This window comes from Castellaniella sp. MT123, assembly GCF_039614765.1.
In the GTDB taxonomy this organism is placed as follows: domain Bacteria; phylum Pseudomonadota; class Gammaproteobacteria; order Burkholderiales; family Burkholderiaceae_B; genus Castellaniella.
In genome coordinates this window covers 373,087-388,249 of sequence record NZ_CP154879.1, presented here as the reverse complement: position 1 = coordinate 388,249, position 15,163 = coordinate 373,087, and the positions used below count along the sequence as shown (strand labels likewise).

Sequence of the window (15,163 nt, the reverse complement as noted above, 5' to 3'; positions counted from 1 at the left end):
GCAGCGGATCAAATACGCACGGCCCCGGAAACAGCACCACGCCCACCTGGCATGCGTGCCGTTTTCCGGAGCCGTATCGGACGGGGCCCCACTCTGGATGGATGAGGGCCCCGAATGGACGTGGGGTCAGAGGACCCGCGCCGCCGCCTCCAGCGATTGCGCGAACCGTTCCACCAGCGTCTCGACCTGAGGCTCGGTGATGATGAGCGGCGGGCAAAACGCCAGGCTGTCCTGAATACCACGCAGGATCAGGCCATTGTCCTGTGCCTGACGCACCACCAGGGCGCCCGCCTTGCCCAGCGGATCGAACGGAGCCTTCGACGCCTTGTCGGCCACCAGTTCCACTGCTGCGATCAGTCCAACGCCGCGGACCTCGCCCACCAGGGGATGGCCGGACAGATCCCGCAAACGGCGCTGCAGGACGGCACCAACCTTCGCCGCGTTGTCCACCAGGCCACGTTCCTCGATGATGCGGATGTTCTCGAGTGCGACGGCGGCCGCCACCGGGTGCCCGCTGGCGGTGTAGCCGTGACCGAACGTGCCCAGCTCGCCGCTGTGGCGCGCCAGCACCGAAGCGACCTTGTCGTTCATGAGCACGGCGGCCAGCGGCATGTATGACGAGGTCAGCTGCTTGGACAGCGTCATGAAATCGGGCTCGATGCCAAACAGGTCGGAGGCAAACATCCGCCCCGTACGCCCGAACCCGGTGATGACCTCGTCGGCGATCACCAGCACGTCGTACTTGCGGCACACCGCCTGCATCTTCGGCCAGTAGGTTTCAGGCGGGACGATCACGCCACCCGCGCCCATGACAGGCTCGCCGATGAACGCCGCCACGGTGTCGGGGCCTTCCTTCAGGATCAGCGCCTCCAGCTCGGCAGCCAGCCGGTCGGCAAATGCCGTCTCGGTTTCCCCCGGCAGCCCCTCACGGTACAGATGCGGACAGCGTACGTGCCGGATCTGCGGCAGCGGCAGATCAAAGTCGCGATGGTTGCCGGCCAGGCCGGTCAAGCTGGCCGAGGCGACGGTGACGCCATGGTAGGCGCGCTGGCGGGCGATGATTTTCTTCTTTTCCGGCCGGCCCAGAGCATTGTTGTAATACCAGACCATCTTGACGATGGTGTCGTTGGCCTCGGACCCCGAATTCGTGAAAAAGGCCTGGGCCATGCGTCCGCCCGTCAGACCGATCAGCTTCTCGGCCAGTTCGATCGAAGGGATGTTCGATTTGTGGCTGAAGGTGTGATAGAAGGGCAGGCGCTGCATCTGCTCGTAGGCCACCCGGGCCAGCCGGGGCTCGCTGAAGCCCACCGCTACGCTCCACAGTCCCGCCATACCCTCGATGTACTGCTTGCCATTCGTGTCATACACGTAGATTCCGTCGCCGCGATCCATGATGCAAGGCCCCTCTTCGCGGTGCCTCTGGGCATTGGTGTAGGAATGCAGCTGGTAGGCCACGTCGCTGCGGGCCAGGGTGTCGTTCGTCGTCATATCAGGATTTCCTTCGGGTTCAAGCCGTAAAAAGAATCAATGGGGTGGTGTCGGACGGAGCCTCAGACATAGCGGCGGATCACACGGGCCAGGGCGTCGAAAGCCGGCCGGATCTCGTCGGGTGTCGCCCCGGCATAGCCCAGCAGCAGGCCGGGCCGGGCATTCGCCCGGTCCATGTAATAGTTGCTCAGCGGGCGCGTCACTACGCCCTGCTGCAATGCGTCCCGCTCCACCAGGACGTCATCCACGCTGTCAGGCAGGGCAAGGATCAGATGCAGGCCCGCGTCATCGCCCACGATCTCCAGCGCATCGCCGAAATGCCGGCGCACCTCCTCGATCAGGCAGGCGCGCCGTTCCGCATACCGGCGACGGACCCGGCGGATATGTGATCCGAGGTGATCGTCCCGGATGAACTCCGCCAGGACCGAGTGCGTCATCATGTTGCCTTCTCGGTAGAGTTCGGCCACCGCATTGGCAAAGGCGCCGGCGAGCACCTCGGGCACTACGAGAAAACCGACGCGCAGGCCTGGGCACAGGGTCTTGCTGAAGCTGCCGGCATACAGCACACGGCCATCCTCGTCCATGCCTTGCAGGGATGGCAGGGGTCGGCTGCCATAACGGAATTCACTGTCGTAGTCGTCTTCCAGAACCCAGCAGGCGTTCTGGCGCGCATAATCAAGCAGCATGCGCCGGCGCGCCAGACTCATCACCATACCCAGGGGGTACTGATGCGAAGGCGCAACCACGATCAGGCGAGGGGGACTGGCATGTTCGGCATCGCCCAGGCACAAACCCTCGTCATCCACCGGCAGCGGCACGAGCTTCAGCCCGGCCGATGCCAGCAGATTGCGCACGCCCCAATATGCCGGTTCCTCGATCCAGACCGTGTCACCCTGATCGCACAGCAGCCGGATGGTGACGTCGATGGCCTGGTGGATGCCAGTGGTCATGATGACCTGCGCGGCCGTGCTGCGTACGGATCGCACGCTGCCGAGATAGTCGGACAGGGCCTGACGCAGGGGGCCGTAGCCGCCTGCGGGGGCATAACGCATCAGGTCCCAGGGACCCTCGCGCCACTGGCGGTTCTGGATGCGTGCCCAGGTCTTCAGCGGGAACTCGCGCACGTCCGGGATGCCAGGCATGAAGGCGCCCGACTGGCGGTTGGAAAACCCCAAATGTGCCAGCAGCTCGCCACCCCGACGGGACAGGTGTCGATCCGCCCCCAGCGGGGCGTGACCGTCGGCCGCCCCGTCGCGCGCCGGGGTCTCGATCAGATCCTGGCTGATGTCTTGCACATAGGTGCCCCGCCCCACTCCTGCGTGTACATAGCCTTCTTCGGTCAACTGGTCATAGACCTGGAGCACGGTGTTGCGCGCAATGCGCAGGTCGCCGGACAGGTCGCGCGTGGAGGGCAGCCGCGAGCCAGCCGCCATGCGGCCTTCGAGAATGGCCCTACTGATCAGTACATAGAGCCGTTGATAGGCGGGACTATCGCCCGCAGGATCAAAGTGCTGCTGCAACCATTCTGAAAGGACAAAGGATTCCAAATTGGCCCCATTGATTTTAATTAAAATGGTTTAAACACAGAACCATATCGACAGTATAGGTGAAACCGATCGGCGGGGGAATAGCCCCGGGCGGGTCTTCGCACGGCTGTTCCTTCAGCGGCAACAGGTCCTTCCCCATGCGCCAATTTTCTCCGGCGCCAAATCGATAACCTAGGAGACATCAAGCCGCACCCGGCAAGAACGAATCGTGCGGCTTCACATACCAAGAATTCTCCTGGAGACATGCATGACGAAGCAGCTCGACCCCATCACCCTGGCCGTCGTCCGGGGTGCGCTCGAAACCACGCAGCGTGAAATGACGATGACGCTGGAGAAAACCGCCCGCTCCAGCGTCTTCAACGTGGCTCACGACTACAGCAACGCCCTCTTCAACCATCGGCCGGAAATGATCCTGCAGGGCCAGGACATCCCCATCCATCTGGGCGGCCTGATCCCCGCCATGAAAGCCGTGGCCGCATACTTCGGCGACGATATCCACGAGGGCCAGCTTGTCTTTTGAGCGGTCTGCAAGGGCCACGTGACAGACATCGGCAGCCCGGTACCGGCTGGCTACAACCCGGACGCCAAGGAAATCTTCACCGAGGGTTTGCGCATCCCGCCCGTGAAGCTCTGGGAAAAAGGCAGGCCCAGGGAAGACGTCATCAACTTCATGCTCTCCAATATGCGCTCGCGCCGCGACCAGGAAGGCGACCTGAAGGCCCAGCTCGGTGCGGTAAACGTGGGCGCGCGGCGCGGTCAACACCCGGCCCGGACTGAAGGTGGTCCGCAACTGATATTCCGACCAGCGCGATCCGCGCAATCGAATCCGGCGGACGACCACTGAACGCCGCGCTGACGCGACCGCTTCCGCGCCCATGGATTCCACGAAACCGGGTCGATTGGCCCCCGCAGACCAGAAGGTATAAGGGAAAATCCTAGGTCCATAGGTTGTCGCCATGATTTCCCAGTGATTCCAAGGGAAATCAGCCATCTTTTGTCAATTGGTCCTATCAATAATAATCAAATGGATCTATTTGACAAACCAAGGCCACAGTATATTGGCCGAAAGGATAGAACCACGCACCAATCAGCGGAGACAAGCATGACCGAACTCAACGAAGACTGGCAGGCCCGCAAGAACGCGGCCATCCCCAACGGCATCGGCATCACCTGCGACTTCTATGCCAGTCGCGCCCTGAACGCGGAACTCTGGGACGTGGAAGGCCGCCGCTACATCGATTTCGCCGCCGGCATCGCCGTGGCCAATACCGGTCACCGCCACCCTCGCATCGTCCAGGCCATCCGCGAACAACTCGACGCCTTCACCCACACCGCCTTCCAGGTGGCTCCCTATGGTTCCTACGTGGAACTGGCTGAACGCATCAATCACCTGACGCCCGGCGACTTCCCCAAGAAAACCGCGTTCTTCACGACCGGCGCCGAAGCCCTGGAAAACGCTGTCAAAATCGCGCGCGCCGCTACCGGCCGCACCGGGGTCATCGCTTTTTCCGGCGCGTTTCATGGCCGTACCTTCATGGGAATGGCCCTGACCGGCAAGGTCGCTCCATACAAACAGGATTTCGGCCCGCTGCCGGCCGAGGTCTATCACATCCCCTTTCCCACTCCGCTTGACGGCGTCACCACGCAGGATTCGCTGCGGGCGTTGGATCTGCTGTTCAAGGCCGACATCAGCCCAAACCGGGTGGCAGCGATCGTCATCGAGCCGGTCCAGGGCGAAGGCGGTTTCAACGTCGCTCCGCCGGAACTCCTGCGGGCGCTGCGCGAACGCTGCGACGCCCACGGCATCGTGATGATCGTCGACGAAGTCCAGACGGGCTTCGCCCGCACGGGGCGGATGTTCGCCATCGAACATTCGGGCGTAACGCCCGACCTGATCACCATGGCCAAGAGCCTGGCGGGCGGCATGCCGCTGTCCGGTGTCTGCGGCCGGGCCGAACTGATGGATGCCGCGCCGCGCGGTTCGCTGGGCGGCACCTACGCGGGCAACCCGCTGGCTATTGCCGCTGCCCTGGCCGTGCTGGACGTGATCGCGGAAGAAAACCTGACCGCACGCGCGGCGACCCTGGGCCAGCGTCTGCGCCAGGCGCTGGCGGGCTTCGCGCACCCGCGCATCGCCGAAATCCGTGGTCTTGGCGCCATGGTCGCCGCCGAGTTCCGTCATCCCGACGGCCGGCCCGATCCCGACACGGCTGTCCGCATCCAGCGCCGCGCGCTGGAGCGCGGGCTGGTCCTGCTGACCTGCGGCGCATACGGCAACGTCATCCGGTTCTTGTTTCCCCTGACAATCCCCGATAGCCTGCTGGATGAGGGTCTGGCTATCCTCAAAGAAGCCATGGCCTGAGCCACAATAGCTCCCTGAGCCAGCCCCGCTTCCATTCATCTGCTCCGGAGGTTGCTTCCGATGTCCGCAGTTCCCACTCCCGAGCCACTGGTCCGATTCCAGGGCGTTCAGAAATCCTATGACGGCAGCCAATTGGTCGTCCGGGATCTCAACCTCGACATCTATCCGGGCGAGTTCCTGTCCCTGCTCGGCCCGTCGGGCTCGGGCAAGACCACCTGCCTGATGATGCTCGCCGGCTTCGAATCACCGACGCGCGGCGACATCTTCCTGGAAGGTCGGCGCCTCAACGACGTCCCGCCGCACCACCGCAACCTGGGCATGGTGTTCCAGAACTACGCCCTGTTCCCCCACATGACGGTGGAACGCAATCTGGACTACCCCCTGAAACTGCGCAAGGTGCCGGCCGGCGAGCGCGCCGACCGCATCCACGAGGCTCTGTCCATGGTACGCATGCAGGACTTCGCCAAGCGCTATCCGGCCCAGCTCTCGGGCGGACAGCAGCAGCGCATCGCCCTGGCGCGCGCCCTGGTCTTCAAGCCGAAGATCGTGCTCATGGACGAGCCGCTCGGCGCGCTGGACAAGCAACTGCGCGAACACATGCAGCTCGAACTCAAGGCGCTGCACCGCCAGCTCGGGGTCACATTCGTCTACGTCACGCACGACCAGAGCGAAGCCCTCACCATGAGCAACCGCATCGCGGTGTTCAACCAGGGCATCATCCAGCAGGTCTGCAGCGCCGACACCCTGTACGAAACCCCCTGCAACCGCTTCGTTGCCGGGTTCGTGGGCGACAGCAACCAGTTTCCCGGCACCGTGCGCGGGATCGACGGCGACTGGTGCCAGGTCGAGATCGCCGGCGGCATGCAACTGCGCGGACGCAACATCCAGAACCTGACGGCCGGCAGCCCCTGCATCGTCGCCATGCGCCCCGAACGCATCCTGCCGGCCAATGGCGACGATACCAACCACTTCCAGGCCAGCGCCGTCGACGAGGTCTATTTCGGCGACCATATCCGGCTGCGGTGCCGCCTGGACGACAGCGATACCTTCTTTGTCAAAATGCCCCTGACCTCGGATGCCCGGGAACATGCTCCGGGCACCCGGATTCCACTGCGGATCGACCCCGGGCACGTCCGCATCTTCCTTCCCTGAGATCCACCACCAAAACACAGGAGACACCCCATGAAACTTCAACCCACACTGAAGGCCCTGGCGCTCACCGTGCCGCTGGCCCTGCTGATCCAGGCCCCGACACAGGCGCGGGATCTGACGGTCGTCAATTTCGGCGGCGCCAACGGCAACGCCCAGAATGCCGCCTTCATCCAGCCCTTCGAAAAAGAATCCGGCAAGAAGGTCATCCCCGTGGCCTACAACGGCGAACAGGCCAAGGTCAAGGCCATGGTGCAATCCAAAAACGTCGTCTGGGACGCGGTCGAGGTCGAGACGGGCGAACTGGGCCGGGGCTGCGACGAGGGCCTGTATGAAAAAGTAGACTGGGCCTCGATCCTGAACAAGGGCGACCTGGTGCGTGGCGCCCTGAAATACTGCGGCGTGGGCACCTTCGTCTGGTCCACAGCCCTGGCTTACAACGCCGACAAGCTCAAGACCGCGCCGACCGGTTGGGCGGATTTCTGGAACGTGAAGAAATTCCCCGGCAAGCGGGGCCTGCGCAAGGGCGCGCACTACAACGTCGAATTCGCGCTGATGGCCGACGGTGTGCCGCCACAGGATGTCTACAAGGTACTGGCGACCCCCGAAGGCGTGGACCGTGCCTTCAAGAAGCTCGACGAACTCAAGCCGTATATCCAATGGTGGGAAGCCGGCGCCCAGCCGCCGCAGATGCTCTCGGCGGGTGACGTCGTCATGTCCGCCGCTTACAACGGCCGCATCGACGCCGCCCAGCGCGAGGGCCAGCCCCTCAAGGTCGTCTGGAACCAGAGCGTCTACGACTTCGACTACTGGGTCATCCCGGCCGGCTCGCCGAACAAGGACCAGGCGATCGAATTCATCCGCTACGCCAGCTCGCCCAAAGCTCAGGCCGCGTACTCCCAGCACATCGCCTACGGCCCCATCAGCAAGCAGGCCATCGGCATGCTCAAACCTGACGTCCTGGCCAACGTGCCCAATTCGCCGGCCAACGCCCGCAACGCCCTGTTCAACGATCTCGAATTCTGGACCGACCACGGCGAGGAACTCGAACAGCGCTTCACGGCCTGGGCCGCCCGCTGACCTCCACAGGGGCCGGCCAGTCCGGCAGGCCCCTCACGTGAACCCCGCCAGGAACCCGCCATGGACACGACTCTCGACGACCCCGGTGTCATTCGTCGCTCGATGCAGGCCGCGCAGCGGCGCAAAACACGCCGCGCTCTGCTGCTGGTCGCGCCCCTGGCGCTGTTCCTGCTGCTCATCTTCGTCATTCCGATCGCATCGCTGCTGACCCGTGCCATCGACAATCCCGAGGTCATACAGACGTTGCCCCGAACCCTGCAGGCCCTGCAACAGTGGGACGGCCGCACCGAACCGCCCGATGCGGCATTCCAGGCACTCGCCCAGGATCTGGCCCAGGCAAAGAACTCCCCCGGCGCGGGTGAACTCGCCCGACGCCTGAACTACGAAATCTCCGGCTACCGCTCGCTGATCTTCAAGACCCTGCGTCACATGCCGATCCAGGCAACCGGCGACAACCCCGCCCGCAAGCAGCTGGTCGATCTGGACAAGCGCTGGGCCGAGCCCACCTACTGGGCCGTCATCGCCAGCAACAACAAAACCTGGACCCCCTACTACCTGCTGGCCTCGCTGGACCTGAAGCTGGATGCCAACGGCCAGGTGGCCGCCGTCCCGCCGGGCACCTCGGCTTTCCAGGCGATCTTCTCGCGCACTTTCATCATGAGCCTGGTGGTCACGCTGGTGACGCTGGTGCTGGGCTACCCCCTGGCGTACTGGATCACGCGCCTGTCCAAACGCCGCGCCAACCTGGTCCTGATCTGCATCCTGATCCCGTTCTGGACCTCCGTGCTGGTGCGCATCGCCGCCTGGGTCGTGCTGCTGCAGCGCGAAGGCCTCATCAACAAGGCGCTCACCAGCCTGGGGCTGATATCCGAACCGCTGCCGCTGCTGTTCAACCGGCTGGGCGTCTACATCGCCATGGTCCACATCCTGCTGCCCTTCATGGTGCTGCCGCTCTACAGCGTCATGCAGTCCGTACCCGCCAGCTATCAGCGCGCGGCAATCTCTCTGGGCAGCCATCCCTTTGCCGCTTTCTGGCGCATCTACGTGCCCCAGACCTACCCCGGCATCGTGGCCGGATCGCTGCTCGTCTTCATCATCGCCATCGGCTACTACATCACACCAGCCCTGCTGGGCGGCGCCGGCGACCAGATGGTCAGCTACTACGTCGCCTATTTCACCAACCAGACCATCAACTGGGGCATGGCCAGCGCGCTGGGACTGCTCCTGCTGGCCGGCACCCTGCTGCTGTATGCCCTGTACCGCCGGATCTCCGGCAGAGAACTGGCCCTGAGCTGAGAAGACCGAGAAGACGCCCATGTTCAAACCAGAATTCCCACCCTATCTGTCACTGACCGAGCGCATCTGGCACTACGCGCTGCGTATCCTGTGCGCGCTGATCCTGCTGTTCCTGCTGCTGCCCGTCCTGGCGATCGTCCCGCTGTCGTTCAATCAGGGCTCGATGCTGCTGTACCCGATGGACTCGTTCTCGCTGCGCTGGTATCAAGCGCTGTTCCAGTCGGACGACTGGGCCAGGGCGACGACCAACAGCTTCATCGTGGCGCCCGCCGCGACCCTGCTGGCCACGGTGCTCGGCACCCTGGCCGCTGCGGGTCTGCACCGAGCGCAATTCCGCGGCAAGAGCCTGCTGATGGCGGTGCTGATCTCGCCCATGATCGTGCCGCTGGTGGTCACCGGCCTGGGCATCTATCTGTTTTTTGCGCCGTACGGATTGGTGAACAGCTACACCGGCCTGATCCTGGCGCTGGCGGCCATCGGCGCCCCCTTCGTGGTGACGACCGTGTCGGCGACCCTGCAGGGCCTGGACCCCAATCTGCTGCGCGCCAGCTACAGCCTGGGCGCGGGGCCCGCACGCACGTTCTTTCGCATCACACTGCCCATCATCGCGCCTGGCGTCATCTCGGGCGCCCTGTTCGCCTTCGCGACCGCATTCGACGAAATCGTGATCACACTGTTTCTGGCCGGCCCCGAACAGGTCACCCTGCCGCGTCAGATGTTCACGGGCATCCGGGAAAACATCAGCCCCATCATCGCCGCCGTCGCGACGATCCTGATCATCTTCTCGACCGCACTATTGCTGACGCTGGAATGGCTGCGCGGCCGCGTCGAGGCCAAGACCGTGCGGATCGATCCCTGACACCCGGCCTGACGGCCACACATCGCCCGGTACAAGCCGCCCGCGATTGCCGGGCGGCCTTCGCGCCTAAACCTGCGCCAGTGCCATCCGCACGGCATTCACCCGATCGGCCGGACAACGCGCCCAGCACAGTCCGTCGGATTCCAGGCTGACCAGACCATCGGTCCCCGCCACCAGGCTGCTCAGATCCCGCCCCGCAAACGAACGGCCCAGCGCATTGAGCACTTTGGGATCGCCAAAAGGTTCGGAGAGCAGCAGCTCCGTGCCGTCGGCAGCAAACAGACGCTGGCGGAACCGGCCGTCCTCGTCCCGGAAGGACACGAGCCGGGCCTGCCCGGCCTTGGCGCCCTTGCCCGTCCCGGCGGCCTTGCCGCCAGCCGTCGAGGCCGGCTGACGCAGGCCAACGGCTTCGCGCAACCGCATCATGAAGGGAACGGCTGTGCGCCGCGCCTTTTCCGCGCCCGCCCGCAGGATGTCCTCGATCCGCTCGGGATGCGCCATCAGGTCCGCATAGTGCGCGCGCATGGGACCGATCTGCGCCTCGATCCGCTCGCACAAAGCCTGTTTGGCGTCGCCCCAGCCCAGCCCATCTTCCAGAGATTTCCGGAATTCGATGGCCTGTTCGTGCGTGGCGAAGGCCCGATACAGGGTGAACAGGTGCGAATTGTCCGCGTCCTTGGGTTCTCCGGGCAGCCGGGAATCCGTCACGATCTGCGCCACCGCCGATTTCAGCGCCTTGGCGCCGCCCTCGAACAGAGGAATCGTGTTGTTGTAGCTCTTGGACATCTTGCGGCCGTCCAGGCCGGGCAGCGTCGCCACGGCCTCGTCGATCTGGACCTCGGGCAGCACGAACAGATCGCGCCCACCGCCATACTGATGATTGAAACGCTGAGCGATGTCCCGCGTCATCTCCAGGTGCTGGATCTGGTCGCGTCCCACCGGCACCCGGTGCGCATTGAACATCAGGATGTCGGCGGCCATCAGGACCGGATAGGAAAACAAGCCCATGGTGATGCCGTCGTCCGGTTCCTCGCCCTTGGCCAGGTTGACGTCGACCGAGGCCTTGTAGGCATGTGCCCTGTTCATCAGACCCTTGGCCGTCACACAGGTCAGCATCCAGCACAGTTCCGGGATCTCCGGCACGTCGGACTGCCGGTAGAACGTCACACGATCCGTATCCAGCCCTGCGGCGATCCAGGTTGCCGCGATCTCCATGCGCGACTGGGCCACGCGTGCCGGATCGGCGCACTTGATGAGCGCGTGGAAATCGGCCAGAAAGAAGAAGGCGTCCACCCCCGGCTCGGTGCTGGACTGGATGGCCGGACGGATAGCCCCCGCATAATTGCCCAGATGCGGTGTCCCCGACGTCGTGATACCGGTCAGGACCCGGGATACGCCCGGGGTATTCACTGAGGTCTTCGTATTCATGCGTCGATCATCCGGAAAATGGGCGCCCGATCGGGCATTACAGGACCACAGCCGCCCGGCGGCTTTCCGCCAGATATTCGCGCGACTGCATTTCCATCAGGCGAGAAACGGTGCGGGTGAACTCGTTGGACAGCGGGCCCTGAGTATAAAGCGCATCGGCGGGGCATTGGGCCGACAGGATCAGTTTCACCTTATGGTCGTACAGCACGTCGACCAGCCAGGTGAAACGCCGAGCCTCGGACGCCTGCCGTGGGGCCATGCGTGGCACGTCGGACAGGATGATCGTCTGGAAACGATCGGCCAGATCCAGGTAATCGTTCTGCGAGCGCGGCGTGCCGCACAAGGTGGCGAAGTCGAACCAGACCACGGACCCTGCCAGCTTGATGGCGTGAACCTCGCGATTTTCGATGCTCAGCACCGGTTTCTGCTCGGCGGTATCCGCCAGATGATTGAAGGCGGACCGCAATTCCTCGTATGTGCCTGCGACGATGGGCGTGATGTAGGTCCGCAGCTGCGCCAGTGTGCGGCGGCGATAGTCCACCCCGGCGTCCACGTTCAGGACGTCCATCTTGTCCTGAATCAGGGCAATGGCCGGCAGGATACGGTCGCGGTGCAACCCATCGGGATACAGAGTGGACGGTTCGTAGTTCGAGGTCATGACAAACGAGGTGCCGTATTCGAACAGGCGCAGCAGCAACCGGTACAGAATCATGGCATCGGCCACGTCCGACACATGGAACTCGTCGAAGCAGATCAGGCGATACCGTTTCGCGATGGTGCGCGCGACGTGATCCAGGGGGTCGGGTTCCCCGCTGACCGCCCGGATCTCGCGGTGCACCCCGCGCATGAATTCATGAAAATGCAGGCGGACCTTGCGCTTGACCGGCACTGTCAGGTAGAACGCGTCCATCAGGAAGCTTTTCCCGCGCCCCACCCCGCCCCAAAGGTAAACCCCACGGGGCACGGCTGGATGCAGGAAGATCTTCTTCAGGCCATTGGACCGCTGCCGCTTGAACTCGATCCAGTCATCGTAGTATTGCTGCAGGCGCTCGACCGCTGCGCGTTGGGCCTCGTCACCGACGAAGCCCCGCTCGCGCAGGGCCTGCGCGTAATACGCACTGACATCCATCGAATAGGCTTACAGGTTCAGTGTGCGCTTGTCGACTGCCAGCGCGGCTTCCTTGACGGCCTCGGACAAGGTCGGATGCGCATGACAGATGCGCGCGATGTCCTCGGCGGCGCCGCGGAACTCCATGATCGTGACCGCTTCGGCGATCAGTTCGGAGGCCATCGGACCAACAATGTGCACACCCAGCACCTCGTCGGTCTTGGCATCGGCCAGGATCTTCACGAAACCGGTCGTATCGCCCAGCGCCCGCGCACGGCCATTAGCCATGAAGGGGAAGGAGCCGGCCTTGTAGTCGCGGCCCTCGGCCTTCAGCGCCTGTTCGGTCTTGCCCACCCAGGCCACTTCGGGCGAGGTGTAGATGACCCACGGGATGGTGTCGAAGCGGACATGACCGTGCTGACCGGCAATGCGTTCAGCCACCGCCACGCCTTCTTCTTCGGCTTTGTGCGCCAGCATCGGGCCGCGCACCACATCGCCCACCGCCCAGACATTGGTCAGATTGCTGCGGCAATCCTCGTCCACCACGACGAAGCCACGCTCATCGAGCTTCAGCCCTACGGTGTCCGCGCCCAGACCCTGGGTGTTGGGCACCCGACCGATGGACACGATCAGCTGGTTGACGGCGAGCTTCTGCTCGGCACCGGAGGCATCCGTGTACTGGACATTCACGCCCTTGGCCGAGGTCTTGACCTCGGTGATGCGCACGCCCGTCTGGATGCCCAGCCCCTGCTTGGTCAGGGCCTTCTGGGCTTCCTTGGCGACGTCACGGTCCACCGCGCCCAGGAAGTCCGGCAGCGCTTCCAGGATGGTGACCTCGGCCCCCAGACGGCGCCAGACGCTACCCATTTCCAGACCGATCACGCCTGCCCCGATGATGCCGAGCTTCTTGGGCACGGCCGGGATCCGCAACGCCCCGTCATTGGACAGAATCTGTTCCTCGTCGAACGGCACGCCGGGCAGTTCACGCGCATTGGAGCCGGTGGCCACGATGACGTGGCGGCCTTCCAGGTCTTCGTCGGTCGAACCGGAGACCTTCACCGACCAGCCGAAGTCGGTCTTCGCGGCCAGCGAACCTGTGCCGTGGAAGAAGGAAACCTTGTTCTTCTTGAACAGATACAGGATGCCTTCATTGTTCTGCTTGACCACCGTGTCCTTGCGGCCGACCAGTTTGGCCAGATCCAGGCTCACGCCCTTGGCGGTGATGCCGTGCTCGGCGAAATGATGATTGACTTGTTCGTAGTGCTCGGACGACTGCAGCAGCGCCTTGGAGGGAATGCAGCCGACGTTGGTGCACGTGCCGCCCGGCGCAGGCTTGCCCGCCGGGTTGGTCCAGGCGTCCACGCAGGCCACGGCCATGCCCAGCTGGGCGGCGCGGATGGCGGCGATGTAGCCACCGGGGCCCGCGCCGATCACGATCACATCGAATTGTTTTGCCATGATTGTCTCTCAGAGAGGTTTCCGGACGCGCGGTGCGCGCGCCCCGGGAATGCCCGGCAGGATCCCGATCGCACAGGCCTTCAGAACGGATCGGAAGGCCTGGCGCCTGTCGCGCCGCGAGGGGCGGCCGGGCCGGCGCCGGGCGGAGCGCACCCGATCGGGTGCGCGCGCCTTCGGCGGGATCAGACGCTCAACAGCAAGCGCTGCGGGTCTTCCAGGGCGTCCTTCATGGCGACCAGGGCCAGCACGGCTTCGCGGCCGTCGATGATCCGGTGGTCGTAGGACAGAGCCAGGTAGTTCATCGGACGGATGACGACCTGGCCATTTTCCGCGACCGGCCGGTCCTTCGTGGCATGGATGCCCAGGATGGCCGATTGCGGCGGGTTGATGATCGGGGTCGAGAGCATCGAACCGAACACGCCACCGTTGGAGATCGAGAAGGTGCCACCGGTCAGTTCATCCAGGGTGAGCTTCCCGTCCTGCGCGCGGCGACCGAAGTCGGCGATCTGCTTTTCGATATCGGCCAGCGACAGCTGATCGGCATTGCGCAAGATGGGGACGACCAGGCCGCGGGGGCTGCCGACGGCCACACCGATGTCGAAATACCCGTGATAGATGATGTCCTTGCCGTCGACCGAGGCATTGACGACCGGGTAGCGCTTCAGGGCGGCCACGGCCGCCTTGACGAAGAAGGACGTGAAGCCGAGCTTCACACCGTGTTCTTTTTCGAACTGGTCCTTGTATTTCTTGCGCAAGTCCATGATGGCCTGCATGTTGACCTCGTTGAAGGTCGTCAGGATGGCGTTCTCCGACTGCGACTGGAGCAGGCGCTCGGCCACGCGGGCACGCAGGCGGCTCATGGGTACGCGCTGTTCGGGGCGGCCGTCCAGGTTGACCGGAACCGGCGCGGCCGGTGCTGCGACAGCCGCCGGGGCGGTGGCCGCACCCGCATTCAGGGCATCAGCCTTGGTCACGCGACCGCCGCGGCCTGTGCCTTCGAGGGTGGCCGGATCGATGCCCTTTTCGGACAGGATCTTGCCGGCGGCGGGGGAAGCCACCGAGGATTTCGCAACCGGCGCGGCGGCCGGCGCGGCGGCGGCCGCAACGGGAGCTGGAGCCGGAGCCTTGGGGGCTTCGGCGGCCTTGGCTGCCGTGTCGATGCGCGCCAGAACCTCGCCGGCGACCACAGTGCTGCCGTCGCCCTTCACGATTTCAGCCAGCACGCCCGAGGCGGGCGCGGGGACTTCAAGGACGACCTTGTCGGTCTCGACCTCGATCAGGATCTCGTCGGCCTGGACGGCCTCGCCAGGCTGCTTCTTCCAGTTCAGCAAGGTGGCTTCGGAGATGGATTCGGAAAGCTGCGGAACGAGGACTTCAGTAATGGCCAT

Annotated in this window: 11 protein-coding genes and 1 pseudogene; 6 read left to right on the top strand and 6 right to left on the bottom strand. The window is 64.3% G+C overall.

Annotation, left to right across the window (positions count from 1 at the left end):
- Positions 1-126: 126 nt before the first annotated feature.
- On the bottom strand, positions 127-1,488 hold the full coding sequence (locus ABCV34_RS01780) for an aspartate aminotransferase family protein (protein ID WP_345797557.1): 1,362 nt from the start codon (positions 1,486-1,488) through the stop codon (positions 127-129).
- Positions 1,489-1,550: 62 nt separating this feature from the next.
- A complete protein-coding gene (locus ABCV34_RS01775) occupies positions 1,551-3,035 on the bottom strand; it encodes a PLP-dependent aminotransferase family protein (protein ID WP_345797556.1) in 1,485 nt (494 codons plus the stop codon).
- A gap of 247 nt (positions 3,036-3,282) precedes the next feature.
- Between ABCV34_RS01775 and ABCV34_RS01770 the strand changes: the two are divergent.
- From ABCV34_RS01770 to ABCV34_RS01745, 6 genes and pseudogenes are all read left to right on the top strand, one after another.
- Positions 3,283-3,879, top strand: a pseudogene (locus ABCV34_RS01770) (hydantoinase B/oxoprolinase family protein).
- A 258-nt stretch (positions 3,880-4,137) separates the two neighbouring features.
- Positions 4,138-5,397 carry a 4-aminobutyrate--2-oxoglutarate transaminase gene (gene gabT, locus ABCV34_RS01765; RefSeq protein WP_345797555.1) on the top strand — a complete coding sequence of 420 codons (1,260 nt, stop codon included), beginning with the start codon at positions 4,138-4,140 and terminating at the stop codon, positions 5,395-5,397.
- A 60-nt stretch (positions 5,398-5,457) separates the two neighbouring features.
- Positions 5,458-6,549 carry an ABC transporter ATP-binding protein gene (locus tag ABCV34_RS01760; protein WP_345797554.1) on the top strand — a complete coding sequence of 364 codons (1,092 nt, stop codon included), beginning with the start codon at positions 5,458-5,460 and terminating at the stop codon, positions 6,547-6,549.
- A 30-nt stretch (positions 6,550-6,579) separates the two neighbouring features.
- Positions 6,580-7,626, top strand: coding sequence for an ABC transporter substrate-binding protein (locus ABCV34_RS01755; protein WP_345797553.1), 1,047 nt, complete (start codon positions 6,580-6,582; stop codon positions 7,624-7,626).
- Positions 7,627-7,686: 60 nt separating this feature from the next.
- Positions 7,687-8,922 carry an ABC transporter permease gene (locus ABCV34_RS01750; protein ID WP_345797551.1) on the top strand — a complete coding sequence of 412 codons (1,236 nt, stop codon included), beginning with the start codon at positions 7,687-7,689 and terminating at the stop codon, positions 8,920-8,922.
- Positions 8,923-8,941: 19 nt separating this feature from the next.
- Entirely contained in the window at positions 8,942-9,781 is an 840-nt protein-coding gene (locus ABCV34_RS01745) for an ABC transporter permease (protein WP_345797550.1), read from the top strand.
- 66 nt (positions 9,782-9,847) lie between these two features.
- Here ABCV34_RS01745 and ABCV34_RS01740 read toward each other — a convergent pair whose 3' ends face one another.
- From ABCV34_RS01740 to odhB, 4 genes are all read right to left on the bottom strand, one after another.
- Positions 9,848-11,209, bottom strand: coding sequence for a tryptophan--tRNA ligase (locus tag ABCV34_RS01740; protein WP_345797548.1), 1,362 nt, complete (start codon positions 11,207-11,209; stop codon positions 9,848-9,850).
- A 37-nt stretch (positions 11,210-11,246) separates the two neighbouring features.
- Positions 11,247-12,338: a cell division protein ZapE gene (gene zapE, locus ABCV34_RS01735; protein WP_345797547.1), complete on the bottom strand. Its 1,092-nt coding sequence runs from the start codon at positions 12,336-12,338 to the stop codon at positions 11,247-11,249.
- A gap of 9 nt (positions 12,339-12,347) precedes the next feature.
- Entirely contained in the window at positions 12,348-13,775 is a 1,428-nt protein-coding gene (gene lpdA / locus ABCV34_RS01730; RefSeq protein ID WP_345797546.1) for a dihydrolipoyl dehydrogenase, read from the bottom strand.
- A gap of 182 nt (positions 13,776-13,957) precedes the next feature.
- Positions 13,958-15,163, bottom strand: a complete 1,206-nt coding sequence (odhB, locus tag ABCV34_RS01725; RefSeq protein WP_345797545.1) for a 2-oxoglutarate dehydrogenase complex dihydrolipoyllysine-residue succinyltransferase — start codon at positions 15,161-15,163, stop codon at positions 13,958-13,960.